Origin of the sequence: Pseudarthrobacter oxydans (assembly GCF_034258515.1) — a bacterium.
In the GTDB taxonomy this organism is placed as follows: Bacteria; Actinomycetota; Actinomycetes; order Actinomycetales; family Micrococcaceae; genus Arthrobacter.
The window spans coordinates 4,006,054-4,031,903 of record NZ_CP139438.1; the positions used below are offsets into that span (position 1 = coordinate 4,006,054).

Genomic DNA, 25,850 nt, shown 5'->3' on the forward strand with positions numbered 1-25,850 from the left:
GAACCATCATGAGCAACGTTGCAGTCATCGGACTCGGAATCATGGGCCTGCCCATGGCCATCAACCTGGTCAAGGCCGGCCACACCGTCACCGGCTTCAACCGCAGCCAGGACAAGATCGACAAACTGGTTTCAGAAGGCGGCAAGGGCGCCACCAGCATCGCTGACGCCGTCAAGGATGCCGACGTCGTCATCACCATGGTGCCGGACTCCCCCGATGTCGAGGGCGTGGTCAGCGGCAAGGACGGCGTCTTCGCCAACGCCAAGCAGGGCGCACTGTGGATCGACGCCTCCAGCATCCGCCCGGACGTGGCCAAGCGCCTCGCCGATGAAGCCCGCGAGGCCGGCATCCGCCCCCTCGACGCCCCGGTTTCCGGCGGCGAACAGGGCGCCATCGACGCCGTCCTCTCCATCATGGTGGGCGGCGACAAGGAAGACTTCGACGACGCCCAGGACGTCCTGAACGCCGTCGGCAAAACCATCGTGCACGTGGGCCCCTCCGGCTCCGGCCAGACCGTCAAGGCTGCAAACCAGCTGATCGTCGCGGTCAACATCGAGGTCCTGGGCGAGGCCATCGCCTTCCTGGAGGCCTACGGCGTGGACACCGACGCCGCCCTCAAGGTCCTCGGCGGCGGCCTGGCCGGCTCCAAGGTCCTGGACCAGAAGGGCCAGAAGATGCTGGACCGCAACTTCGACCCCGGCTTCCGCCTCGCCCTGCACCACAAGGACCTCGGCATCGTCACCTCCGCCGCCCGCGAAGCCAACGTCGCCATCCCCCTCGGCGCCGTCGTCGCCCAGCTCGTCGCCGCCACCGTCAACCAGGGCGACGGGAGCCTCGACCACTCCGGACTCTTCAAGCAGGTCCTGCAACTCAGCGGCAGGAAATAAGCACCAGCGCCACAGGCGCCTAAGAAACACCAGCAGGGGACCCGCCGTCGTCCATGAAAACGACGGCGGCTCCCTCAGCACACCCAAAAACAGACTTTTCAAGCTTTCAAGGAGCACCCCATGAGCAAGATGCGTACCGTTGATGCAGCGGTGGCCATCCTGGAAAAGGAAGGCGCCATCGAGGCGTTCGGCCTGCCAGGCGCCGCAATCAACCCCTTCTATTCCGCAATGCGCGCCCACGGCGGGATCCGCCACACCCTGGCCCGCCACGTTGAAGGCGCAAGCCACATGGCGGACGGTTACAGCCGCGCCAAGGACGGCAACATCGGCATCTGCATCGGCACCTCCGGCCCCGCCGGCACCGACATGATCACCGGCCTGTACGCCGCCTGGGCCGACTCCATCCCGATGCTCTGCATCACCGGCCAGGCCCCCGTGGCCAAGCTGCACAAGGAAGACTTCCAGGCCGTGGACATCGAGTCCATCGCCAAGCCCGTGACCAAGATGGCCATGACCATCCTGGAGCCCGGCCAGGTTCCCGGCGCCTTCCAGAAGGCCTTCCAGCTGATGCGCTCCGGCCGCCCCGGCCCGGTGCTGCTGGACCTGCCGATCGACGTGCAGATGGCCGAGATCGAGTTCGACATCGACACCTACGAGCCCCTGCCCGTCGAAAAGCCCAAGGCCTCCCGCAAGCAGCTCGAGAAGGCCCTGGACATGCTGACCGCGGCCAAGCACCCGCTGATCGTCGCTGGCGGCGGCATCATCAACGCCGGCGCCTCCGCCCAGCTGGTTGAGCTGGCCGAGATCCTGGACGTCCCCGTCATCCCCACGCTGATGGGCTGGGGCACCATCCCGGACGACCACCGGCTGATGGCCGGCATGGTGGGCCTGCAGACCTCCCACCGCTACGGCAACGAGAACTACCTGCAGAGCGACTTCGTGATCGGCATCGGCAACCGCTGGGCCAACCGCCACACGGGCGGCCTGGACACCTACACGGCGGGCCGCAAGTTCGTGCACATCGACATCGAGCCCACGCAGATCGGCCGCGTGTTCTCCCCGGACCTGGGCATCGCGTCCGACGCCGGCGCCGCGCTGGCAGGGCTGGTCGAGCTCGCCAAAGAGCGCAAGGCGGCAGGGTCCCTGCCGGACTACAGCGGCTGGGTTGCCGAGTGCCAGGACCGCAAGGCCTCCCTGCACCGCAAGACGCACTTCGAGAACATCCCCATCAAGCCGCAGCGCGTGTACGAGGAGATGAACAAGTCCTTCGGCCGCGACACCATCTACGTGTCCACCATCGGCTTGTCCCAGATCGCCGGCGCGCAGATGCTGCACGTGTTCGGACCGCGCAAGTGGATCAACGCCGGCCAGGCTGGCCCCCTGGGCTGGACCGCCCCGGCAGCCCTCGGCGTGGTCCGCGGCAAGCCGGATGAGACCGTGGTGGCCTTGTCCGGCGACTACGACTTCCAGTTCATGATCGAGGAACTGGCCGTGGGTGCGCAGTTCAACCTGCCGTACATCCACGTGGTGGTGAACAACTCCTACCTGGGCCTGATCCGCCAGTCGCAGCGCGGCTTCAGCATGGAGCAGAACGTGTCCCTGGCCTTCGAGAACATCAACAGCACCCACCTGTCCGAGGAAACCCGCGGCTACGGCGTGGACCACCTGAAGGTGGCCGAGGGCCTGGGCTGCAAAGCCGTGCGCGTGGAGGACCCCAACGATCTCGCCGCCGCGTTCGACAAGGCCAAGGCCCTCATGGGCGAGTTCCAGGTTCCTGTCGTGGTGGAAGTGATCCTGGAAAAGGTCACCAATATCTCCATGGGGCTGGAAATCAACGCCATCAACGAGTTCGAGGAACTGGCAGAATCGGCAGCAGACGCCCCCACCGCCATCCTGGCTCTGCAGGGCTAGAACGAGAAAGACAGACACTGCCATGCGCATCGTCATTGCCCCGGATAAATTCAAGGGCTCCCTGTCCGCCCCGGAAGTCTGCAGCCACCTGGAAAAGGGGCTGCAGGCCGCGGCCGGCGGGAACCTTGAGGTGGCCCGGATTCCAGTAGCCGACGGCGGCGAAGGGACCCTGGACGCCGCGGTCGGCTCAGGCTTCACCCGCCGCAGCGCCGTGGTGGCCGGGCCCTCCGGCGAACCGGTCACGGCCGAGTTCGCGGTCCGGGGCAATGAGGCAGTCATCGAGATGGCGGCCGCCTCGGGCCTGGCACTGCTCTCCGCCCAGGCATTGGTTGGCGGAAGGCCAGGCTCGACGGCGGCACGCACCGCCACGAGCCTGGGCACCGGCCAGCTCATCGCCGCCGCCCTGGACGCCGGCTGCAACCGCATCATCCTTGGGGTTGGCGGCAGCGCCAACACCGACGGCGGCGCCGGAGTCCTGCAGGCGCTCGGTGCCCGGTTCCTCGACAGCGAGGGCAACGAACTTCCGCCCGGCGGCGCCGCCCTGGCCCGCCTGGACCGGATCGACTTCAGCGGCTTCGAACCCCGCCTGAAGGACACACGCTTTGTGCTGGCATCCGACGTCGACAATCCCCTGCTGGGCGCCCAGGGCGCCGCGGCGATTTTCGGCCCGCAAAAGGGTGCCACGCAACAGGACGTCGACGTGCTCGACGCCGCCCTGGCCAGGTTTGTCGAAGTCCTGGCCAGGGAAATCGGTCACCGCGCAATTAAAGCCGCGGAAGCCCCGGGCGCCGGAGCGGCAGGAGGCGTTGGCTACGCAGCCATCGCCGTCCTCGCCGCGACCCGCCGCCCGGGCATCGACGTCGTCCTCGAATTCACGGGGCTGGTGGACCGGCTGGCCGGCGCCGACCTCGTGATCACCGGCGAGGGCAGCCTGGACGAACAAAGCCTGTTGGGCAAGACACCCATGGGCGTTGCCCGCGCAGCCGCCGCCCAAGGCGTCCCGGTGATCGCTGTGTGCGGCCGGACCACCCTTGAAACCGGCCAGGCAAGCGCCGCCGGATTCGAGGACGTCTACGCTTTGACCGAGCTTGAAAGCAATATAAACAGGTGCATGACAGAGGCAGCGCAGCTTCTCGAGCAACTGGGAACACAGATCGGCGGAAGGCTGGCCGGCGATACGCTGGCCCGTTCCGCCACCACCAAGGAGGACCTCCATGTCTGAAGAACGTTTTGACCTGGTCATCCGCGGCCAGCGCATCCTCACCACGGCCGGGCTGGCACCCCGCGAAGTGGGAGTCCGCGGCGGGAAGATCGTGGCCCTCGAACCGCTGGGCAACGGCCTGGCCGGTGCGGAGGTCATTGAGCTGGCCGACGACGAAACCCTGATCCCCGGCCTCGTGGACACCCATGTCCACGTCAACGAGCCCGGCCGCACCGAGTGGGAGGGCTTCGCCTCCGCCACCCGCGCGGCGGCAGCCGGCGGCGTGACCACCATCATCGACATGCCGCTGAACTCCGTCCCGCCCACCACCACCGTGGAGAACCTCAAGCTCAAGCGCGAGGTGGCCGAGGACCAGGCGTTCATCGACGTCGGGTTCTGGGGCGGCGCCATCCCCGGCAACAAGGCCGACCTTCGCCCCCTGCACGACGAGGGCGTCTTCGGCTTCAAATGCTTCCTCCTGCACTCGGGCGTGGACGAGTTCCCGCACCTGGACGCGGACGAGATGGAGGAGGACATGGCCGAGCTCAAGTCCTTCGACTCCCTCATGATCGTCCACGCCGAGGACTCGCACGCCATCGACCGCGCACCCCACCCCGGCGGCGACCACTACTCCACGTTCCTGGCCTCCCGCCCCCGTGGCGCCGAGAACAAGGCCATCGCCGAGGTCATTGAACGCGCGCGCTGGACCGGTGCGCGTGCCCACATCCTGCACCTCTCGTCGTCGGACGCCCTGCCCATGATCGCCAGCGCAAAGCGCGACGGCGTGAAGCTCACCGTGGAGACGTGTCCGCACTACCTGACGCTGATGGCCGAGGAAATCCCGGACGGCGCCACTGCCTACAAGTGCTGCCCGCCCATCCGTGAGGCCTCCAACCGGGAACTGCTGTGGCAGGGCCTGCAGGACGGCACCATCGACTGCATCGTCTCGGACCACTCCCCCTCCACCCTTGACCTGAAGGACCTGGAAAACGGCGACTTCGCGGTGGCCTGGGGCGGCGTCTCGTCGCTGCAGCTGGGCCTGTCCCTGATCTGGACCGAGGCACGGCACCGCGGCATCCCGCTGGAGCAGGTGGTCAGCTGGATGGGCGAGAAGCCGGCAGCCCTGGCCCGCCTGTCCAACAAGGGCCAGCTGGCGCTCGGCTATGACGCGGATTTCGCCATCTTTGCCCCGGACGAGGCGTTCGTTGTGGACGTGTCCAAGCTCAAGCACAAGAACCCCATCACCCCCTACGACGGCAAGGCTCTTTCCGGCGTGGTCCGCAAGACCTTCCTGCGCGGCGCCGTGGTGGACGGCCAGACCCCCACGGGCAAGCTGATCCGCCGCGGCGGAGTCTAGGACGCGCCATGGCAGTGGAAGCACACCAGCCCGGGGTGCCCCGGCACCTGGTTCAGGCCAAGCGCGCTGCTGCCCGCGGGCTGGCCGTGTGGGTGGTTCCCGGGGAAGGCACAAGCCCCGAACTCCTGGCCCGCGCCGCCCGGCTTGTCCTTGCCAAGGCCCTCGAAACTGCTCCGGAGGCGGAAGTCCATTGGCCTGCCGCCGGAGCCACCACGTCCGGGGTCTCCGCCACGGAAGGAGCCGCAGACCACTCCTCCCGCACTCCTTCCGCGGCGGAGGACCCCGGCGATACTCCGGCGCCCAACGAGGCCGACGCCGGCACCTGCCTGCCGCCGTCGGCCGGCCCTGTGAGCCGGGTCGCCGTGGACCTCGCCGCGGACACCGTCCTGCTGGACGGCAGCCCCGTGCCGCTGACCGGCGTCGAATTCAAGGTGCTCAGGTACCTGGTGACCCACCTGTCCCGGGCTGTCAGCAGGGAGGAACTACAAGAGTTCCTGGAGTCGCTGCAGTTCCCCGGTGCCTCAGCCCGGGCCATCGATGTCTATGTGGGCCGGGTCCGCCGGAAACTCGGGAATGCCCGCCATGCCGTGGCCACCGTCCGGGGCGGCGGATACCAGTTTGTGCCCGGTTCCTGCGCCACCGTCCGAGGCCCGGCGGAATACAGCATATGACGCCGGAGTTGTATGACTAAGCGCGAACCCGCTTCACTTGATGTTTGCCCGTAACTGACGAGTCTTCCGAAGGAACGCCATGAGCCCCACCCTGACCACCAAGCTTCAGCCCGGAACCCAGGCCCCTGATTTCACCCTCCAGGACGCCCAGGGCCGCGAGACTTCCCTGGCCGATTACCGTGGCAAGAACGTCATTGTGTACTTCTACCCCAAGGCCGCCACCCCCGGCTGCACCACCGAGGCCTGCGACTTCCGCGACAGCCTGGCCTCCCTGCAGGGCAAGGGCTACGAGGTCATCGGCATCTCCCCCGATGCCCCGGAGGCGCTGGCCGGCTTCACGGGCGACTTCTCCCTGACCTTCCCGCTCCTCTCCGATCCCGACCACGCCGTTGCCCTGGCCTACGGCGCCTGGGGCGAGAAGCTCGTCAACGGCGAAATCGTCGAGGGCCTCGTCCGCTCCACCGTGGTGGTGGACCCCGAAGGCAACGTCACCCTTGCCCAGTACCAGGTGACGGCCGACGGCCACGTCGCGGCCCTGAAGGAAGCCCTGGGGATCTAACGCTCCCGCACTTAATGTCGGGTTTCCCCCGACGCTCCCGCACTTAACGCGGGTTTTCCCCCGACGCTCCCGCACTTAATGTCGGGTTTCCCCGGACGCTCCCGCAGTTCAAGAACTGCGGGAGCGTCCGGCGTTAAGAGCCGTTGGCCGCCGCTTTCGCCTCGGCCGCTGCCGCCTGCGCATAGGATGCAGAGATCCGACGATAGACCGGCGTGAGGAAGGCCAGCAGCGCGGCCACAACCATGATGGTTCCGGCAACCAGGAACACCAGGGCGATGCCGCGGGAGGTGCCCTCGCCCAGGAGCGGAGCCAGCCGGGCGGCACCGTCCGCGGACCGGGCGTAGGGGATGATCCAGAACTGGGCGATCGGCGCAATGAGGAATGCCGTGACCGGCGAAGCAGCGGACTCGAACGCCATGGCGAACCCGAACACCCGGCCCTGCCGCTGCAAAGGGACCACCTGCTGGATGACCGTCTGCTCCGCCGCCTCCACAAAAGGCACCAGGACCAGGTACGCCCAGATGCCGGCGATGTAGAGCCAGGCCCACTCCCGCAGCGTGAACACCGCGCCGAGGACGCCCATCAGCACCACGGCGGCGAGGAGGGTGCGCAGCGGATTGGCCCCGAGCCCGAACTTTCCGATCAGCGCCCCGCCCACCAGGATCCCGGTGAAGCCGACAGCGGAGAAGATCCCCCACAGTTCAACGGGGAACATCTCCAGGCCGTACGGGTCCATCAACGCCATGTAGACGCCGCCGATGAAGTTGTTGAATGTGGAGAAGAGGATCAGCGCGAACAGCCCCGAAATGGCCAGTACCGCGGAGAGGGAGCCGCGCAGGTCGAAGCCGCCGTGCGCATCCGTTGCCGCCGCCCGCACCTCCTCGGGCATGCGCAGGGTGAGCAGGTGCGCGAATGCAAGCGCGGTAAGCACCAGGGCGGCTCCGATGGTCCAGCCCATGCCCAGCAGCCCCACCGAGAGCCCGGAGAGCACCGAAGTGACAATGAACATCAGTCCCTGCACCATACCCACCAGCCCGTTGGCGTTTGCCCGCCGGTCCGGCTCGATGAGGATGGTGACGGTGGTGGAGAGGGCGATGTTCCGCATGTTCTCCACCACGGCGCCGATCAGGATGATCATGACGAAAACCCAGAACCACGGCCGGGCCAGGTCCAGCAGCAACGACGAGGGTGTCAGCAGGAACATGACCCCGGACAGCACGAACATCACCAGGGTGAAGGCCGCGGCGAAGCGCATCACGGCCAGCTTGCGGTAGCGGTCCACGAAGGTGCCGAAGCTGATGCTGGAAAGGGAGATCAGCAGCATGTAGGCACCGCCCACCACACCGGTTGCTATGACGTTGCGCGTTTCCAGGTACACCCAGAACGTCAGCGCAAACCAGAGGTAGCTGGTGGTGACGTTGGCGAGGGCGGTGTTCACCAGGATCCCGGTGAAGGTGCGGGAGCGCTGGGCCGGAGTGCGCAGGGAAGTGTCGACGGCGTCCGGATCAGTGAGGTGCAGGGCCTCCCCTACCCCTACCGGGACGGACGTGTCCGCCAGGTCCCCGCCGGGTCTCTTACCGCCGTCGGAAGCTGATGCGGCGCGCGGCCGGACCGGTTCCTGCTCGGTCATGCGTCCCAGTGTAGTGACGTCCCGCACTCATGGACATGGCCGGGGACGGGTCAGAGGTCAGCGTTTGTCGCGGTCGTTGAACTCAACGTCCAGTTCATAGTGGCGGAACTCGGTTTCACGGTCCGATTCGCCATCAACGACCATTTCGTGGTCGAGCTGGCGCTGGATGCGGCTGTCCAGGACCTGCAATTCGTTATCCGATACCTTTTCCAGGTCCTCGGGGAACTGGTCGTCCGGAGTGAGATGCAGCTTATCGTTCATTGTGCCCGCCATGTCTTCTGCCGTTACCTGGCTGCCCAGTCTATCGCTGCCCGGTCGGAGTGTCCCCCTTCTGCGGCACGGCAATGCCCCAGGGAAGCCTCGAGAGTGCTGTTGCCGGACTCCCTGCCCGGTGACAGGATGGCCGCATGGACATCCAGGTCCGACCCGCAACACAATTCGAGGACGTCAAAACCATAGTTGGGCCAAAGCGGCCGGACGCCAACGTGTGCTGGTGCCTGAGCTACCGCATCCCGTCCAAACTGAACCAGGCACTGCGCGGGACCGAGCGCGGGGACCTGGTGCGGCAGCTGGTGGCGGAGGATCCGCCGCCGGGGATATTGGCGTACGACGGCGGTGAGCCGGTTGGGTGGGCAGCGGTCCACCCCCGCGCGGACACCAGTTTCGCCGGCAACCGGAAGATCCCGCATGTGGACGGTGCGGATGTCTGGTCGGTCTGGTGCATCAGGGTGCGGCCCGGGTACCGCGGCAGGGGCATCTCGCACCAGTTGCTGGCAGGCGCCGTAGACCTGGCCCGGAGCTATGGTGCCCCGGCCATCGAGGGCTATCCGGTGGACAACGGCGGCAGGAAAGTGGACCTCACCATGGCCTACGTGGGCACCCGGAAACTGTTTGAGGACGCGGGTTTCACCAAGGCGGCGGACACCGGGTCCGTTCTTAATGGCTTCCCTCGGGTGCTGATGCGCCTGGAGTTGCAGTCGAGCTAGACACGCCCCGGCACGTCAGGGTTTCTTCCACCAGCTCCCGGGCCAGCCCTCGTCGATCGCCCAGAGCGCCAAGAGCAGGGCGTCCGCTGTCATGAGTCCCGCAATTAGGTATGCCCACCCTGTAAACCAACTCATAGCAATCTCCTGACCCGGTAAACCCCCAGCCACTCGATTGCTCATAAGTGTGGCACTTAAAACGCCAGTACGGAACGGCCCCCGTCCGCAGTCCTGAAAAGCGCTTCCAGCCTGTGGTGCGCTTCGGTTTCCAACTTGAGCCGGCGGGTCAGCTTCTCCACCTGCTGGGACATCTCCGCGCCTACCGGAAGCCTGTCCCCCGGCCAGCTCCAGACCTCCCTCGATTCCGCCAGGGCCTCAGCCAGCGCGCTGGCCGCTGCGCGCACCTTCCGCCTGTGAAAGTAGACGCGCAACAAAGCGCGGCCCTTATCCAGGCCCTTGTCCAGGGCCGCGCCGGCGGCCGAACCGACTCCCGCCTGGTCTGTGATCTTGACTTGTCCCATGGCTGCACCTTCTCCGAGCCGTTCAGCCTCCCCGGCGGGTCGTCTTTGACCCTCGTCCGGTGGAAGCTGCTGCCTGTCTTCGAGTGTCCCGCCCGCACCTCAACGTCCGGGCAAGCCGGTCCAAGGATTTCCGCAAGATCGGGCAACACCGCTTCTGTTGTAGTCTCTTGACACCACAGCCCGGCTGCTCTTCAATATTACGTATGCTGAAATAACAGTTCCATGATGCGGAAGCCGCGCGACAGCCCGTTGCCGGCGCCGGGAAGTCCGGCCTCCGCATAGCCGTCACCATGGATGCCAGCAGATTTACCCAAGGAACGAGCCAGCATGAAGCTTGCCGAATTCAACAGCGCGGACCCGGCCCGGGCCGCCCAAACCCTGAGGCCCTGCATCGACGTCAACCGATGGGTGGATGCCGTCACCGCGGGCCGCCCGTTCGCCAGCAAGGATGCCCTGCTGGCCTGGGCGTCGCAGGCTGCCAGCCCCTTCACCCCCGCCGAGGTGGAGTCCGCCATGGCGCACCATCCGCGCATCGGGGAACGTCCGACGGCGGCCACCACCGAAGCGTCCATGTCCCGTTCCGAGCAGGCCGGGGTGGATCCTGCGGACACGGCCCTCGCGGAAGCCCTGGCCCGCGGCAACAGGGACTACGAGGAGAAGTTCGGGAGGGTCTTCCTGATCCGCGCCGCCGGCCGAACCGCCCCGCAAATCCTGCAGGCCCTGAACGAACGGCTCACAAACTCCCATGCTGAAGAAGACACCATCGTGGCCCAGCAGCTGCGCGAAATCGCCGTACTCCGGCTTGAAGGACTGATCACCGAATGAGCGTCTCCCACATCACTACGCACATCCTGGACACGGGTGCCGGACGCCCGGCGGCGGGAGTCGCCGTCGTCCTTTACCGGAACGACGGCGGCACCTGGCGCCACGTGGCAGATTCCATCACCGACGCTGACGGCCGCGCCAAGGACCTCGGTCCGGAGCGGCTGGAGGCCGGGCACTACAAGCTCAACTTCGCCACCGGCGACTACTACGCGGGCCTGCAGACTGCCACGTTCTTCCCTGAAGTGGACCTGGTGTTCGAGGTGACCGGCCCGGAGCACTACCACGTCCCGCTCCTCCTGAGCCCGTTCGCTTACTCCACCTACCGCGGCAGCTGAAGCCCTCGAAAAATGTAGGCTTGATGCATGCCTACTGAACAACCCCCTGCCGAGCGGCGCGAAGTTACCGTCCGCCGCGCGCCCAAGTATGTGCCGTTCCTCATCCTCGGCGCACTGGTGGGCATCGCGGCGGCAGCGGTGGCGGCGTATACAGTTCCTGAGAACCCCAGCTTCGACGCCGGCGCCGTCTTTGGGTTCTTCATGGTGCTGTTCGCGGGCGGCGGCGCCATCCTCGGGGCCGTGCTGGCGCTGATCCTGGACCGCCGCAGTGTCAGGCGGCAGCAGCGGGCCGTGGTGGAAGCCGTGCCGGACTCCGAGCCGGACACGGATCCCCAGCCTTAGGCCCGCTGCAGCGGGCCCGGGTCACAAACGGGCGGCCGGAAAAGTCCTACCCCATGTCGTGAGATAATCGACCAGTGGCACGCGGCGATGGAAAACTTTCCCATGATCTTCTCCCTGGCGAAAAAGGCCCGCAGGACGCTTGTGGCGTCTTCGGAGTCTGGGCACCAGGTGAAGAAGTAGCAAAACTTACCTATTACGGGCTGTATGCACTGCAGCACCGCGGTCAGGAGTCGGCTGGTATTGCCACCAGCGACGGCAAGCGGATCAACGTCTACAAGGACATGGGACTCGTCTCCCAGGTCTTCGACGAGACCACGCTGAACACCCTGACCGGGCACCTGGCGGTGGGACACTGCCGCTACTCCACCACCGGCGCAAGCCACTGGGCCAACGCGCAGCCCACCCTCGGCGCCACCAGCACCGGCACCGTCGCCCTGGCACACAACGGCAACCTGACCAACACCGCCGAGCTCAACGCCATGATCCAGGAACGGAACGGCGGCCAGCTCACCGGCGAAATGAAGCAGGGCAACACCTCTGACACTGCCCTGGTCACCGCCCTGCTGGAAGGCGAGCCGGGCAAGAGCCTCGAGGAAACCGCCACCGAGCTGCTGCCCAAGATCAAGGGCGGCTTCTGTTTCGTGTTCATGGACGAAGGCACCCTCTACGCGGCGCGCGACACCTACGGCATCCGCCCGCTGGTGCTGGGCCGCCTGGAGCGCGGCTGGGTGGTGGCGTCCGAGCAGTCCGCCCTCGCCACCGTGGGCGCCAGCTTCATCCGCGAGATCGAGCCCGGCGAGTTCATCGCCATTGACGAGCAGGGCGTGCGTTCCCAGCGTTTCGCGGAGCCGACGCCGGCCGGTTGCGTTTTCGAGTACGTCTACCTGGCGCGTCCGGACGCCGCCATTGCCGGCCGCTCCGTCTATGAATCCCGCGTGGAGATGGGCCGCCAGCTGGCCCGCGAGAACACGCAGGTGGCGGACATCGTCATCCCGGTCCCCGAGTCCGGCACGCCGGCCGCCGTGGGCTACGCCGAGGAATCCGGCATTCCCTTTGCACACGGCTTCGTCAAGAACTCCTACGTGGGCCGTACGTTCATCCAGCCGTCGCAGACCCTCCGCCAGCTGGGCATCCGGCTCAAGCTCAACGCCCTCGAGTCCGTGATCCGCGGCAAGCGCGTTGTGGTGGTGGACGATTCCATCGTCCGCGGCAACACCCAGCGGGCCATCGTCCGCATGCTCCGCGAGGCCGGGGCAGCCGCGGTCCACGTCAAGATTTCCTCCCCGCCCGTGCAGTGGCCGTGCTTCTACGGCATCGACTTCGCCTCCCGGGCCGAGCTGATTGCCAACGGCGCCACCATCGACGAGATCTCGCAGGCCATCGGGGCGGACTCGCTGGCCTACATCTCCGAAGACGGGATGATCGGCGCCACCCGGCAGCCGCGGGAGCGGCTCTGCACTGCCTGCTTCACCGGCAAGTACCCCATCGAACTTCCGGGTGCGGACAAGCTGGGCAAGAACCTGCTGGAGCGGACGGACCTCGGCGGGCTCAAGCCCTCGCCGTCGGCCCTTCCGGGCGCAACAGCGGCCCTCTCTGTTGATTCCCAGGAAGATCCCGCGGAGAAGTCCGGCGCCACCGGTTGCGATCCCGGACCGGACTCCGAGTTTGAAAACCTGCTCACCGACGCCGACCTCGTGCCGGAGATTCATCACGCGGTCACCACCCCCGACGCTGACAAGAAAGAGTCCGTATGACTTCCGCTGCCCCCGCCCCTGGCAACACCCCCGCTAACGCAGCCGGCATCACCTACGCCTCCGCCGGCGTTGACGTTGAAGCCGGGGACCGCGCCGTCGAGCTGATGAAGGACGCCGTCAAGGCCACCCACAACTCCTCGGTGATCGGCGGGGTGGGCGGTTTCGCCGGACTCTACGACGTCTCCAGGCTCCTGACTTTCAAGAAGCCGCTGCTGGCCACGTCCACCGACGGCGTGGGCACCAAGGTGGCCATCGCCCAGGCCATGGACATCCACGACACCATCGGGTTCGACCTCGTCGGCATGGTGGTGGACGACATCGTCGTGGTTGGCGCTGAGCCGCTGTACATGACCGACTACATCGCCTGCGGCAAAGTGGTACCGGAGCGCATCGCCGACATTGTCCGCGGCATCGCAGCAGCCTGCTCGGTCGCTGGCACGGCACTGGTGGGCGGCGAAACCGCCGAACACCCCGGCCTGCTGGGCGAGCACGAGTACGACGTCGCAGGCGCGGCCACCGGCGTGGTTGAAGCCGACCAACTCCTGGGGCCGGACCGCGTGCGCGCCGGTGACGTGGTAATCGGCATGGCCTCCTCCGGCCTGCACTCCAACGGTTATTCCCTGGTCCGCCGCGTGATCAACCACGCCGACTGGGCACTGGACCGCCAGGTCTCCGAACTGGGCCGCACCCTTGGCGAGGAACTCCTTGAGCCCACCCGCGTCTACGCCGCGGACTGCCTGGACCTGGCCCGCGCCTTCCCCGTCACCGGCACGGCCGCCGTGCACGGCTTCAGCCACGTCACCGGCGGCGGCCTCGCCGCCAACCTGGCCCGCGTGCTCCCCCAGGGCCTCGTGGCCACCGTGGACCGCAGCACCTGGGAACTGCCCGCCATCTTCAAGCTGGTGTCCGAACTGGGCAACGTGCCGCTGGCGGACCTGGAACGCACCCTGAACCTGGGTGTGGGCATGGTGGCCATCGTGTCCCCCGAAGCCGCGGACGCTGCAGTGACCCGCCTCAACGACCGCGGCCTGCCGTCCTGGGTCATGGGCACCGTCACCGAGGATTCGGACGCAATCCTCAAGTCCGGTCCGGACTACGTGCAGGGCGCCAAGGGCGTGGACGGCGGCGCGGTTCGCTTGGTCAACGCCTACGCCTAATAACCCCATCGAGTGCTCCGTACCGGCCCTTTTGACCCGTCAAAACGGCAGGTACGGAGCACTCGATTGCTTTAACCAGCGCCGGGAAAGGCCGCAGGAACCGGAAATCTGAAGTAAAACACTCACTTCCCTTGACTGCTAAGCATACTTAGCTTTAGGCTTGTAAGTGGAAGTGCAGCACAGAAAGGTCAACGCGGGGTTTTCCGAGAGCGTCATGCCCGCCCCGCACGAGTCCGGCGACAATTGTCCGCTCGGTTTGACCGCCTTCCCCCGCCGATCCGGCGGATACCAAAAGAAGCAACCACAAAGACGTCCGGTACCTGCGCCGTGCAGCAGCACGGCATCAGGCAGTCCACACGCCCAATTGCGGACTGCCCGACAGGGGCACCAGGGCAGTTATCAAGGGAGCGAAAATCATGTCAGTTCTGAAAAAAGCCACCGCCGCAGCCGCTGGAAGCCTGTTTTTGCTGGGCGCCGTTGCCGGACCTTCGCAGGCAGCGGACAACAACACGTTGAATGACGGCCTTGTAAACGTCACGGTCGGTGACATCACCGTAGAAGATGCCGTTGACATCAACGTGGCAGCCAGTGTCGCAGCAAACCTTTGCGACGTCGCCGATATCGGATCGGTAGCAGTTCTTGGCGAAGCAGTAGACGCCACCGGCACCGAGCAGACGGTCTGCGATAGCGCCACCGGACCGGTCCGCATCGTCAATAACTAACAGCGCAGCGATGACTAGCAGCGCAGCGACCGGATAAGAGGGCAAGCCTCAGCGCCTTCAGCGCACCGTCCTCTTCCGGGTTTTCACTCGAGGAGCCCCAGCCATCGGCTGGGGCTCCTTTTGTGTGCCCAGCCAGTCCCCGAACTACTCACATGACGTTAAATGCGAATGATTCTTGATAGCATGTGGCTTAACCCTTTGAAAGTCCTGCCATGAAATGACCATACATGCCTGCACCAGCCCTGTCCGTGACAGATCTTGCCCTCTCGCTCGGCACGCGGAGATTGGTGCATCCCCTGACCTTTTCAGTAGAGACCGGTGAATGCGTCGCCCTGCTGGGAGCCTCGGGATCGGGCAAGTCCCTCACGGCATCGGCGCTGGCCGGCTTGCTTCCGGACGGGATCACCGCCACCGGGACGATCACTTTTGCGCCGGGGACGCCAGGGCCAACCAGGGCAGCCTTCATCAGCCAGGACCCGGCGACGGCCCTCAACCCCCTCGTTCCGGTCGGCAGGCAGCTCGCCATTCCGCTGCTCGCCGCAGGGTCCAGCCGGGCAGAAGCAAGGACGGAAGCGGCCCGCCTGTTGTCACAGGCAGGCATAGGGGAACCCGCCCGGATCCTTCCGTGCTATACCGGCCAGCTCTCCGGCGGACAACTGCAGCGCGTCTGCATCGCCCTCGCCCTGGCCTGCGGCAGTCCCGTCCTGGTGGCGGACGAACCCACCACCGCCCTCGACGCCGTCACGCAACTGAAAGTACTTGAAACCCTTCGCGGCTGGGGAGCCGACGGCCGCAGCCTGCTCTTCATTACCCACGACCTCACCGCGGCCGCCGCGCTCTGCACGCGCGCCATCGTGATGGAAGCCGGCCGCATCGTGGAGCAGGCACCCATGTCCGAGTTGCTCCAAGACCCGCAACACCCCTACACGCGCCGCCTGGTAACGGCGGCCGCAGCATGATGGGGCCGCTCACTGCCGACAACATTTCCTTCACCTACCCCAGGCCCGGCTTCCGCAAGAAAAGGCCGGCAGGGACACTCCACAACATCAGCCTGCACCTTTCACCGGGCACCAGCACGGCCCTGGTGGGGAGCTCCGGTTCCGGGAAATCCACCCTGGTGCGGATCCTGCTGGCCCTGGCAAAGCCCGACGCCGGCACGGTCACCCTCGGTGCCCGTGCGGTAAGGCCCGGACCTGTCCGGTCCCTGCGCTGGTACCGGCAGACGGTGCAGTACATCCCGCAGAACCCGGCCGGTAGCCTCGACCCCCGGATGTCTGTTGCGCAGCTGCTGCGGGAACCACTAAGGCAGCTAAGGGTGGAAGGGAACCACCGGAGCCTCGTGGCCGACGCACTGGAACGGGTCGAGCTGCCTGCCGGCCTGATGGAGAGCCGCCCCGGCGAGTTGTCCGGCGGCCAGAACCAGAGGGTGGCCATTGCCCGGGCCATGGCAGTGCGGCCGGCCTACCTGCTGGCCGATGAACCCGTCAGCGGCCTGGATCTCCCCCTGCGGGATAACGTCCTGTCGCTGTTGGGCCGGCTGGTCCGCGAGGAAGGCCTGGGCCTGCTCCTGGTCACCCATGACCTCGGCACTGCTGCCAGGTTGTGCGCCACCACCGCCGTCCTTTCGCAGGGCCGCATCGTGGAGCACGCTCCCACGCACCAGGTGCTGGAAAACCCAGGCAGCCCCGAAGCCGCTGCACTGGTGCGCGCTTCATCAGCCCTGCAGTTCCCCTGCCATGCCCCGGCCGGTGTCCTGTGACGGCACTTGGGACTGCGGTGCCGACGGACACAGCGCCTCGCCCGTCCCCCGGCCTGCTCCTGGCAAGCCAGCTTGTTTTCAATATCGGCTTCTACGCCGTGGTGCCGTTCCTGGCCCTGGTTTTGACCCGGGACTTCGGCATGACCGCCACGGCCGTGGGAGTGGTCCTCGGCGCCAGGGTCTTCTGCCAGCAGGGGCTTTTCCTGGTGGGCGGAATGGTCATGGACAGGTGGGGCCCGCGGCGGGCCATGGTGGCGGGCTGCCTCGTGCGCATTTCCGGCTACCTCACCCTGGCCATGGCCGGCAGCTTTGCGCTGTTCCTCCTGGGGGCAGTCCTCACCGGGATGGGCGGCGCGCTGTTCTCGCCGGCGCTGGAGTCCCTGCTGGGGAAGGCGGAAGAACGACGACGGAACACCGGCGGGAAGGCGGCGGGACTTTTTGCGCTCCTCGCCATCTGCGGAGAAATCGGAGCGGTGGCCGGGCCCCTGCTGGGGGCCCTGCTGCTGGGCATTTCCTTCAGCTGGGCAGCGCTGGCGGGGGCGGCGGTGTTTGCCGTAATGACCATGGTCCTGTGGCGCAGCATGCCCGCTGAAGATTCACGACCGGCGCCGGACATGCTCAGGGCCGCGGTCCCCCTGCGGGAAGCCGTCCCGCGCGCAGATGGAATCACCGGGATGCTGCGGGAGAGGCGCTTTGTGGCTTTCGCGGCCCTGTACAGCGTCAGCCTCCTGGCCTACAACCAGCTGTATTTCGGCCTCCCCGTCGAACTGGCCAGGACCGGGGCGGGAGCCGGCGCGCTGGCCGGCCTGTTCGCCGCCGCCTCGGTCCTGACCATTGCGCTGCAGCTGCCCATCTCCCGGTTGAGCGTCCGGATGGGTCCGGGACGCGCGCTCACCACCGGCTTCACCCTCAAGGGCCTGGCCTTCGCCGGAATGGCCCTGCTGGCCCAGTCCCCTGCCGCCGGCACACTGCAGCTCCTGCCGGCACTGCTGCTGGTGGCGGGGCTCTGCCTTGGGCACATGTGCGCCGGTCCGGTGGCCATGCCGCTGGTCCTCGACTTCGCCCGCGGCCGCCGCTCCGGCATCTATTACGGATTCCTGGCGAGCATGGGCGGGTGCGCTGTCCTGCTGGGCAACCTCGTCCTGGGGCCGCTCTACTCAGCGGCCACCCACCCGGGCGCCGCCGCCTTGCCATGGGCGGTAATGGCGGCACTCATGGTGATTCCCGCCGTCGGACTTCCCGGGCTCCTGCCACCCACACGCTCAACCCCTGGCACCTAACACGGGCCCAGCCCCGGCCAGTTCCCTCCACCACTCATCGAAACAGGTATCAACGTGCCCATAATGCGACTGGAAACCCACCTCATGACGCTTACCGCCGTCCTCCTCACGGTCAGCCTCACCGGATGCTTCGCCGGCGGCGGGCATGCAGCAGGCAGCGGAAACGGCGAGCGCCGCATCAAACTGGCGATGCTCCAGCCGCCGCGTTCGGGACTGTCGCCCCTCAGCGATGACGCCTTCAAGCTTTCACGCTGGAAGACAGCGGAGACCCTGGTGGAACTGGACAGGCTGGGCGAGGCGCAACCTGCCCTGGCAACGGAGTGGCTGCAGGCGGACCGGACCTCCTGGCGTTTTGTCCTGCGGGACAGCGTGGAGTTCCACGATGGAACCGCCATGACCCCGGTGGAAGTCGCTGCCTCGCTGACTGCCGCGGCGCAGGGCAGCCCCAAGCCCAGGATCCTGGACGGCGTGGAACTCACCGCCCGGGCGGAGGGCTCAAACGCGGTCATCATTACGACGGCAGCACCGGATCCGCTCCTGCCCCAGCGGCTCTCAAGCCCGCAACTGGCCATCCTCGCGGCCTCGGCATATAAGGACGGCGGTGTGGTCAGTCCCGTGAACGCGGGCACCGGGCCCTACCGGCTGGTTTCGGTGGAGGGCACATCCTCGGCCCGGCTGGACCGCTTCGACGCGTACTGGGGCGCGCAGGCGGAGGCCGACGGCGTGGACGTCCAGTTCGTCCCGGACGGCACCGCCCGGGCAGCAGCCCTCCGGACCGGCGACGCGGATGTTGTGGAAGCCATCCCTGTGGGCCAGGTGGCCCGGATCGAACCCGGGCTGGTGCACGAGGTGCCCATGCCGCGGACCAACACGCTGTACCTCAACACGGCGTCGGGCCCCTTCGCGGACCCGGCCGTCCGCGCCGCAGCCCGCGCCGCAATTGACGCCGGCACCATCGTGGACCGGGTCTATGAAGGGCGGGCAGACAAAGCCGCCGGGTTGCTGGGCCCGGCACTCCCGTGGGCAGCCGGGCAGCGGGAAAGCGATGAGTACGCAGCAGCCCTGGCCACCCGGGCGGCCGCCACCGCGGTCAGGGGGACCGCCATCCGGCTCGGCACCTTCACGGACCGCGCCGAGCTGCCCGAGGTCGCCGTCCAGCTTGAGCAGCAGCTGGAGGCCGCAGGATTTTCCGTGGAGCAGGATGTCCGGGAGTACCAGCACATCGAGGCTGACGCGCTGGCAGGGAAGTTCGATGCCTTCATCCTCTCGCGTGCCACAGTGCTGGATTCGGGCGACCCGGTTGCCTACCTTTACAGCGATTTCTCCTGCACCGGATCCTTCAACATCTCCCAGTTCTGCGACCCCCGGGTAGACGCAGCCCTGGCCACGGCCGCGGGCATGCCTGCCGGTCCGGACCGCCGCGCCGCCATTGCCGCCGCCGAAAGCCTCATCCTTGCCCGGGACGCCGCCATCCCGCTGCTCCACGAACGCGTCATCCAGGGTGAATCGGCACGGGTGGCCGGGGTGGAGCGGGATCCGCGGGAGCGGGCCCTGATTACCAGCCGGACCGGGATCACGGGCGGCGCGCAGTGAGGTCCGGGATGTCCGCTGCAGTCAAAGTCACCGTGTCCCGGGTCCTCGCCCTGCTTGCCCTGGTGGTGCTGATCGGGATGATGCCCTGGCTCTCGGGCCGCGGCGCCGAATACACCGTCCTGCGGGCCAGGTACGCGGACCGGGAGCCCACGCCCGAGGCACTCGCCGCAATCCGCGCCGAGCTCGGCCTGGAGCAGGGCCCGGCGGCCATGCTCCTGTCCTGGGTACAGGGGATCTTCGCCGGCGACCTGGGCACGTCCTGGATCAGCAGCACACCCGTGGGACCCGGCATCGCGGCGGCGCTGGGCGTCTCGGTGACCCTGATGGCGTTCGCCATCGCGTCCGCGGCACTCGTGGCGCTGCTGGCCTGCACGCCGGCGGTAGTGGACGGGCTGCGGGGGCGGCGCAGGCCGGCGTCGGGTGCCCTGTCCGCTGCGCTGACATCCCTGCCCGAGTTCCTGCTGGCCGCCGTGCTGCTGGTGGCGGGTGCCATCTGGCTGCGGTGGTTTCCGCCCTTCGGCTGGCAGGGCCCGGAGCATGCGGTCCTGCCCGCCCTTTCGCTCGGAATCCCGGCCGGCGGTCTGATCGGGCTGCTGGTCTCCGACGCCGTACGGGCAGCGTTTGCCGAACAGTGGGTGGCCACGTGGCGGATGGCCGGGGGCGGGCCTGCGCTGCTGGCCGCAGCGGTGCTCCGCCGGGCGCTTCCCGCCGTGCTCCCGCAGGCCGGCCTGGTCCTGGTGGGGCTGACCGGCGGTGCAGTGGCAGTGGAAAAGGTATTCGCCATTCCAGGGCTCGGCCGGGCGCTGCTGGGCGCGGCCAGCGCGCAGGACGTCCCCACCCTGCAGGCCGGCATGCTGGCACTGATGGGGTTCGCCCTGCTGGTGGGAACGCTGACGACGGCGGTGCGGCACCTGCTGATCGGGCCCGCGGTCCGCTTCGGAACGCTTCCGCTTCCCGAGCCCCCGCGGTCAGCGAACCGCCGGCATCTGGCCGCGCCGGCAGTGGCCGGCCTGGCCCTGCTCCTGGTTGCCGGGGCCGGGCTGCTGCGCGACCCCCTCGCCTCGGGGCACGCCAGGCTGGCGCCGCCCGCCTGGACACTCCCGTTCGGCGCCGACGCCAGCGGCCGGGACCTGTTGGCGCGGGTGGGGCACGGGGCCGTGGGAACGCTGGGGACAGCGCTGGCAGTGGTGCTGGCCTGCCTGGCCGTGGGAATCGCCGTCGGACTCTTTCCTCTTGCCGCCACGGGACCCCTGGAGGTAACGAACGCGGCCCCGCCCATCCTGGCCGGCCTTGTTGTTGCTGCGCTCACCGGCCCTTCGGCACACGGCGCGGCCCTCGCCGTGGCCGCCGTGAGCTGGGCGCCCCTGGCGGCGCACACTGCGGCTTTGGCCCAGGAAGCAAGGGCGCAGCCGTATGTGCGCATCCTTCCCGTCCTCGGGGTGGGCAAGGCACGCATCATGCTCCGCTACATCCTCCCGGCGGTGGCCGCCCCGCTCCTGCGCCATGCGATGCTCCGGCTGCCCGGAACGGCACTCGCGCTGGCGGCTCTCGGGTTCCTGGGGCTGGGCCCGCAGCAGCCCTCGCCGGAGTGGGGACTCATCCTGGCCGAGGGCATGGGCTATGTTGAGCGTGCCCCGTGGGCAGTCCTGGCACCCGCCTCCGCACTGGTCCTGGCGTCCGTAGTGGCAGTGGGACTGGCTGGCGGAGGGCGGCAGAAAGCCCGCCGCCTGCACCATTGAGGTGCGGGCAGCGGGCCCAATAACTGAAGTCGGCACCTTGGGACAGCAGGTTCCAAAGGGCCGAAAAAGAAGCGCCGCACTGGTCCTGGGACCAGGATCCATAGCTGATCCGTTAGTGCTGCGGCGTCACAGGGCTGCCCGGTAACGGCAACAGCACCTTGCGACAACTAGCCGATCCGACGGGTGTCTACCTCGTCGTCGTCTTCTTCCAAATCATCCGCGTACTTATCCACATAAGCCGAATAGTCCGGTTCAACCGGCTCATTCGCGTAATGGCTCGTGGCACGACTGCTTGGGCCCGTCAGCTCACGCTGAAGTGCCGAGTAGTCAGTGTTCGGGGAGTAGTACTTGATATCCCGAGCCTGCTTGGTAGCTTTTGCCTTTTGACGGCCGCGCCCCATGGCGTGACCCCCTTTTGTACTTGGACCGGAGGTGGTCACCTTGGCTATCGGTGAGGCCCCGGAATGTTTGGTCAATTTGTCGTACACCTAGATTACATGCTTTCGACTGCCCCCGCTTGCCACGAACGGCCCCCGCAGGTGGTTTGCGTTACCATTCACGGCCCCGAGCCGCAGGTTTCCGGCTTTTTTCTTCGGTAGAGTCACTTGGACAACTGCTGATACAGGCCGCAGACCGGCTGCCCGCCGCGGAGAGAACGCAGGAGGATCCATCCCCGTGAACCACCAGGACGTCCCGCCGAAGCCCTCCTCGCCGCCCACGGCCGGGCTGCCCCGCGTACCTGCCCCTGCTGCACGGCCGGTCCTGCACCCGCACATGCAACCGGAGGACGGTGCGGCGCCGAGGTCCAGGCGGGTGAGGCCGCGGACCCTATGGATAGCGTTCTTTGTGGCCGTCCTGCTGGCCGTCATCGGCTCACTGGTGTGGCTTGCCCTGTGGCTGAACTCCAACCCGGACAGCAGCACTTCCCGGGGCCAGGTTCCCGGGGTGCTGGAAACCACGGTCACGCCACCCGCAACGCCGCCGCCTCTGCCCCGCGAGGGGGTCCAGCCGGCCGACTATGCGCTGGGCGACTGCTTCAAGGACTTCGACCCCGAGTCGCTGTCCTCCACCGTGGTGCCCTGCGATGCCGGGCACTCAGCCCAGCTCGTGGCATTGTTCCGCTACCCGGAGCGCGGCTCCTATCCCGGCGCCGAGGCACTGAAGGCCAAGGCCCTGGAAGCGTGCCAGGCAGCAAGGCTGGGCCCGGCCGCCAACGACTACGACCTGAACTTCGAGCGCAGCTTCCCCAGCACCACCAGCTGGGAATCCGGCGACCGCAGGGTCGACTGCTATGTGACTGCCCCGGGCGGCAATGTGATCAACGCAAGCGTGCTGCCTTAGCGGCCAAACCGCCCGGGCAGCACGCCTGCGTTTTGCCCCCGCGGGCCTCAGTCCTTGCGCCGGACGGACAGGCCGCTGCCGCCCAACGGCGCGGACGGGAGGCCCGTTCCGGCCGCCGTGAGTTCCTCAAGGTCCGCCGCCGTGTCCACCAGCACCGTATCGCCGTCGCTGATCTCACCGGCGAGGATGGCTTTCGCCAGCCTGTCGCCGATTTCCCGCTGCACCAGGCGGCGGAGCGGCCGGGCGCCGTAGGCGGGGTCGAACCCGGAGATGGCGAGCCAGGCCCGGGCTCCATCAGTGACTTCAAGGGTCAGGCGGCGCTCATGGAGCCGGCGTCCGAGTTCGTCCACATGCAGCTCCACGATGCGCGCCAGCTCCTCCACGGTCAGGGCATCGAACAGCACAACCTCGTCCAGCCGGTTCAGGAACTCGGGCTTGAAGGATGCGTTGACGGTGGCCATGACGGCGTTCCGCTTGGCTTCGGCGTCCAGGGACTGGTCCACCAGGAACTGGCTGCCCAGGTTGGAGGTCAGCACCAGGATCACATTGCGGAAGTCCACCGTGCGGCCCTGCCCGTCGGTGAGGCGGCCGTCGTCGAGCACCTGCAGGAGGATGTCGAACACCTCCGGGTGCGCCTTCTCCACTTCGTCCAGCAGCACCACTGAGTAGGGACGACGGCGGACGGCCTCGGTCAGCTGCCCGCCTTCCTCGTAGCCCACGTATCCCGGAGGCGCCCCCACAAGGCGGGCCACGGAATGCTTCTCGCCGTACTCGGACATGTCGATCCGCACCATGGCGCGTTCGTCGTCGAACAGGAAATCAGCCAGCGCCTTGGCCAGCTCGGTCTTGCCCACGCCGGTGGGTCCCAGGAAAAGGAACGAACCCGTGGGGCGGTTGGGATCGCTGATCCCGGCACGCGCGCGCCGGACGGCGTCGGAGACTGCCGCGACGGCCTTCGACTGGCCGATGAGCCGCTTCCCGAGCTCGGCCTCCATGTGCAGCAGCTTCTGGCTCTCGCCCTGCAGCATGCGGCCGGCGGGAATGCCGGTCCAGGCGGAGATGACCTCCGCGATGTCCTCAGCTGTCACTTCCTCGGCCACCATCTGGGCTGGCTTGTCCACCACGGCGGCTTCCGCTTCCGCAGCAGCGGTCAGCTCGCGTTCGAGCGCCGGGATTTCCCCGTAGAGAATCCGTGAAGCAGTCTCCAGGTCGCCCTCGCGCTGGGCCTTGTCCGCGGCCGAGCGCAGCTCGTCGAGTTTGGCTTTCAGGTCGCCCACCCGGTTGAGTCCCGCCTTTTCAGCCTCCCACCGGGCGTTGAGCGCGGAGAGTTCCTCTTCCTTGTCAGCCTTGTCGGCGCGGAGCGCCGCCAGCCGCTCCACCGAGGCCGGGTCCGATTCCCCGGTCAGGGCCAGCTCCTCCATGGTGAGCCGGTCCACCTGGCGCCGCAGCTTGTCTATCTCCTCCGGGGCGGAATCGATCTCCATCCGGAGGCGGGACGCGGACTCGTCCACCAGGTCGATGGCCTTGTCCGGCAGCTGGCGCCCCGAAATGTACCGGTTCGACAACGTGGCTGCCGCCACGAGGGCGGAGTCGGCGATGGACACCTTGTGGTGGGCCTCGTAGCGCTCCTTGAGGCCGCGGAGGATGCCGATGGTGTCCTCCACGCTGGGTTCGCCGACGTACACCTGCTGGAAGCGGCGCTCAAGGGCGGCGTCCTTCTCGATGTTTTCGCGGTACTCGTCCAGGGTGGTCGCGCCGATCAGCCGCAGCTCGCCGCGGGCCAGCATGGGCTTGAGCATGTTGCCGGCATCCATCGAGGAATCACCCGTGGCCCCCGCCCCCACGACCGTGTGGATTTCATCGATGAAGGTCACGACCTGGCCCTCGGAGCCCTTGATCTCTTCAAGGACCGCCTTCAGCCGCTCCTCGAACTCCCCGCGGTACTTGGCGCCCGCCACCATGGAGCCCAGGTCCAGGGAGATGAGGGTCTTGCCGCGCAGGCTTTCGGGCACGTCGCCCGCCACCATCCGCTGCGCCAGCCCTTCCACCACGGCGGTCTTGCCCACTCCCGGTTCGCCGATGAGCACCGGATTGTTCTTGGTCCGCCGGGACAGGACCTGGATGACCCGCCGAATTTCGGAATCCCGGCCAATCACAGGGTCCAGCTTGCCGGCCCGGGCCATTCCGGTAAGGTCCGTGCCGTACTTCTCAAGCGCCTGGAAGGTGTTTTCCGGGTCCGGACTGTCCACCTTGCGGTCGCCGCGGACACCCGGCAGGGCGGCGAGCAGCGCCTCATGGGAGGCGCCGGCGTCGCGCAGCAGGCGGGCCGCGGCATCATTGCCAGCGGAGAGCCCGAGCAGGAGCACCTCGGTGGAGACGAACGTATCGCCCAGCCGGTCGGCTTCGTTCTTGGCGTTCTGGATGGCCTGCAGGGCGGGCCGGGAGAGCTGGGCCTGCTGGCTGGAGCCGCCGGAGGTGGCCGGCAGGGCCTTGATGGCGCTGCTTGCCTGGACGCTGACCGAGTCCGGATCGGCGCCGGTGGCGCGCAGCAGAGCGACGGCGACTCCTTCGCGCTGGTCCATCAGGGCCTTGAGCAGGTGCGCGGGCTCCACCTGGGGGTTTCCGGCCGTGGAGGCGTTCATGGCCGCAGCCGACAGAGCCTCCTGGCTCTTGGTGGTGAATTTGACGTCCAAAGAGAGCTCCTTCCGGGGGCAGTTTTCCTAAGTTGAGTGTACTACGCTCAACTTTCCTTTGGGGATCCTTTTCCGGGACTGTTTGCCTACAGCGAAACAGCTCAAGGGCTGCGGCGGAAGGGGCAATCGACCCTATCTGCCTCCATCGCTGCTGTTCACATCCGCCGCCGCGCACTCTACTATCGGCCTGTGGCCGGGGGCAGCGTGCCGCCGGCGCAGTCAAGAGGGGACAATCCGTGAAAAAGTTCGTGGTTCTTTACGTCGCACAGCAGTCAGCCCAGGCCCAGATGGCGGAAAGCTCGCCGGAAGCCGCGCAGGAGGGCATGAAAGCCTGGATGGAATGGGCCGGACGCGCCGGTGACGGCATCGTGGACATGGGGAGTCCGCTGGGCGCCGGAACGGAAATCACCGCAACAGGGGCCGCTGAAGCCCCTGCGGGGGTGGCAGGTTACGGGATCATCCAGGCCGACGATCTTGCCGGTGCCCAGGCGCTGCTGGACGGCCATCCGCACCTCATGATGCCCGGGGCCAGCATCCAGGTCTACGAAACCCTGGACCTTCCCGGCATGTAGGGCGGCGCACAGTTTCCT

At 67.4% G+C, this 25,850-nt stretch carries 25 protein-coding genes; 20 read left to right on the top strand and 5 right to left on the bottom strand.

Annotated elements, in window-relative coordinates; genetic code table 11:
• Positions 1–8 precede the first annotated feature (8 nt).
• From SMD14_RS18250 to bcp, 6 genes are all read left to right on the top strand, one after another.
• Positions 9–887, top strand: coding sequence for a 2-hydroxy-3-oxopropionate reductase (locus tag SMD14_RS18250; RefSeq protein WP_321214588.1), 879 nt, complete (start codon positions 9–11; stop codon positions 885–887).
• A 120-nt stretch (positions 888–1,007) separates the two neighbouring features.
• On the top strand, positions 1,008–2,798 hold the full coding sequence (gcl, locus tag SMD14_RS18255) for a glyoxylate carboligase (protein WP_321214589.1): 1,791 nt from the start codon (positions 1,008–1,010) through the stop codon (positions 2,796–2,798).
• A 22-nt stretch (positions 2,799–2,820) separates the two neighbouring features.
• Positions 2,821–4,020: a glycerate kinase gene (locus SMD14_RS18260; protein WP_321214590.1), complete on the top strand. Its 1,200-nt coding sequence runs from the start codon at positions 2,821–2,823 to the stop codon at positions 4,018–4,020.
• Positions 4,013–5,356, top strand: a complete 1,344-nt coding sequence (gene allB / locus SMD14_RS18265) for an allantoinase AllB (protein WP_157240670.1) — start codon at positions 4,013–4,015, stop codon at positions 5,354–5,356. Before SMD14_RS18260 ends, allB begins: the two co-directional genes overlap by 8 nt.
• Before the next feature lie 8 nt (positions 5,357–5,364).
• Positions 5,365–6,027: a winged helix-turn-helix domain-containing protein gene (locus tag SMD14_RS18270; protein WP_157240668.1), complete on the top strand. Its 663-nt coding sequence runs from the start codon at positions 5,365–5,367 to the stop codon at positions 6,025–6,027.
• A 79-nt stretch (positions 6,028–6,106) separates the two neighbouring features.
• Positions 6,107–6,586, top strand: a complete 480-nt coding sequence (bcp, locus tag SMD14_RS18275) for a thioredoxin-dependent thiol peroxidase (RefSeq protein WP_157240666.1) — start codon at positions 6,107–6,109, stop codon at positions 6,584–6,586.
• Between the two features lie 133 nt (positions 6,587–6,719).
• Here the strand turns inward: bcp and SMD14_RS18280 are convergent, their stop codons facing one another.
• Positions 6,720–8,216: an MFS transporter gene (locus tag SMD14_RS18280; protein WP_321214591.1), complete on the bottom strand. Its 1,497-nt coding sequence runs from the start codon at positions 8,214–8,216 to the stop codon at positions 6,720–6,722.
• A gap of 57 nt (positions 8,217–8,273) precedes the next feature.
• A complete protein-coding gene (locus tag SMD14_RS18285; RefSeq protein ID WP_157240662.1) occupies positions 8,274–8,477 on the bottom strand; it encodes a hypothetical protein in 204 nt (67 codons plus the stop codon).
• Positions 8,478–8,623: 146 nt separating this feature from the next.
• On the opposite strand from SMD14_RS18285, the gene SMD14_RS18290 reads away from it, so the two are divergent.
• The gene (locus SMD14_RS18290; protein ID WP_321214592.1) at positions 8,624–9,202 is read left to right on the top strand and encodes a GNAT family N-acetyltransferase; all 579 of its coding nucleotides are present in this window, start codon (positions 8,624–8,626) and stop codon (positions 9,200–9,202) included.
• 191 nt (positions 9,203–9,393) lie between these two features.
• On the opposite strand, the gene SMD14_RS18295 is transcribed toward SMD14_RS18290, so the two are convergent.
• Positions 9,394–9,720: a hypothetical protein gene (locus tag SMD14_RS18295; RefSeq protein WP_231754849.1), complete on the bottom strand. Its 327-nt coding sequence runs from the start codon at positions 9,718–9,720 to the stop codon at positions 9,394–9,396.
• 327 nt (positions 9,721–10,047) lie between these two features.
• Between SMD14_RS18295 and uraD the strand changes: the two genes are divergently transcribed.
• From uraD to SMD14_RS18350, 11 genes are all read left to right on the top strand, one after another.
• Entirely contained in the window at positions 10,048–10,545 is a 498-nt protein-coding gene (gene uraD / locus SMD14_RS18300; protein WP_321214593.1) for a 2-oxo-4-hydroxy-4-carboxy-5-ureidoimidazoline decarboxylase, read from the top strand.
• Positions 10,542–10,880: a hydroxyisourate hydrolase gene (gene uraH, locus SMD14_RS18305; protein ID WP_321214594.1), complete on the top strand. Its 339-nt coding sequence runs from the start codon at positions 10,542–10,544 to the stop codon at positions 10,878–10,880. Before uraD ends, uraH begins: the two co-directional genes overlap by 4 nt.
• 27 nt (positions 10,881–10,907) lie before the next feature.
• Positions 10,908–11,222: a hypothetical protein gene (locus SMD14_RS18310; RefSeq protein WP_321214595.1), complete on the top strand. Its 315-nt coding sequence runs from the start codon at positions 10,908–10,910 to the stop codon at positions 11,220–11,222.
• A 74-nt stretch (positions 11,223–11,296) separates the two neighbouring features.
• The gene (purF, locus tag SMD14_RS18315; RefSeq protein ID WP_321214596.1) at positions 11,297–12,976 is read left to right on the top strand and encodes an amidophosphoribosyltransferase; all 1,680 of its coding nucleotides are present in this window, start codon (positions 11,297–11,299) and stop codon (positions 12,974–12,976) included.
• Positions 12,973–14,133, top strand: a complete 1,161-nt coding sequence (gene purM, locus SMD14_RS18320) for a phosphoribosylformylglycinamidine cyclo-ligase (RefSeq protein WP_321214597.1) — start codon at positions 12,973–12,975, stop codon at positions 14,131–14,133. Before purF ends, purM begins: the two co-directional genes overlap by 4 nt.
• A gap of 416 nt (positions 14,134–14,549) precedes the next feature.
• Entirely contained in the window at positions 14,550–14,855 is a 306-nt protein-coding gene (locus SMD14_RS18325; protein WP_321214598.1) for a hypothetical protein, read from the top strand.
• Between the two features lie 227 nt (positions 14,856–15,082).
• Positions 15,083–15,814, top strand: coding sequence for an ABC transporter ATP-binding protein (locus tag SMD14_RS18330; RefSeq protein ID WP_321214599.1), 732 nt, complete (start codon positions 15,083–15,085; stop codon positions 15,812–15,814).
• Complete coding sequence (locus SMD14_RS18335) at positions 15,811–16,614, top strand: dipeptide/oligopeptide/nickel ABC transporter ATP-binding protein (protein WP_321214600.1); 804 nt, start codon at positions 15,811–15,813, stop codon at positions 16,612–16,614. The genes SMD14_RS18330 and SMD14_RS18335 overlap by 4 nt, the downstream gene beginning before the upstream one ends.
• 17 nt (positions 16,615–16,631) lie before the next feature.
• On the top strand, positions 16,632–17,894 hold the full coding sequence (locus tag SMD14_RS18340) for an MFS transporter (protein WP_321214601.1): 1,263 nt from the start codon (positions 16,632–16,634) through the stop codon (positions 17,892–17,894).
• A gap of 63 nt (positions 17,895–17,957) precedes the next feature.
• Positions 17,958–19,487, top strand: a complete 1,530-nt coding sequence (locus SMD14_RS18345; RefSeq protein WP_157240644.1) for an ABC transporter substrate-binding protein — start codon at positions 17,958–17,960, stop codon at positions 19,485–19,487.
• A gap of 8 nt (positions 19,488–19,495) precedes the next feature.
• Positions 19,496–21,226, top strand: a complete 1,731-nt coding sequence (locus tag SMD14_RS18350; RefSeq protein WP_321214602.1) for an ABC transporter permease subunit — start codon at positions 19,496–19,498, stop codon at positions 21,224–21,226.
• Between the two features lie 167 nt (positions 21,227–21,393).
• Here SMD14_RS18350 and SMD14_RS18355 read toward each other — a convergent pair whose 3' ends face one another.
• Positions 21,394–21,627 carry a DUF3073 domain-containing protein gene (locus tag SMD14_RS18355; RefSeq protein ID WP_009359485.1) on the bottom strand — a complete coding sequence of 78 codons (234 nt, stop codon included), beginning with the start codon at positions 21,625–21,627 and terminating at the stop codon, positions 21,394–21,396.
• Between the two features lie 274 nt (positions 21,628–21,901).
• Between SMD14_RS18355 and SMD14_RS18360 the strand changes: the two genes are divergently transcribed.
• Complete coding sequence (locus tag SMD14_RS18360; RefSeq protein WP_321214603.1) at positions 21,902–22,567, top strand: septum formation family protein; 666 nt, start codon at positions 21,902–21,904, stop codon at positions 22,565–22,567.
• A gap of 47 nt (positions 22,568–22,614) precedes the next feature.
• Here the strand turns inward: SMD14_RS18360 and clpB are convergent, their stop codons facing one another.
• The gene (clpB, locus tag SMD14_RS18365; protein ID WP_321214604.1) at positions 22,615–25,260 is read right to left on the bottom strand and encodes an ATP-dependent chaperone ClpB; all 2,646 of its coding nucleotides are present in this window, start codon (positions 25,258–25,260) and stop codon (positions 22,615–22,617) included.
• 236 nt (positions 25,261–25,496) lie between these two features.
• On the opposite strand from clpB, the gene SMD14_RS18370 reads away from it, so the two are divergent.
• A complete protein-coding gene (locus tag SMD14_RS18370) occupies positions 25,497–25,832 on the top strand; it encodes a hypothetical protein (RefSeq protein WP_157240638.1) in 336 nt (111 codons plus the stop codon).
• Positions 25,833–25,850 lie beyond the last annotated feature (18 nt).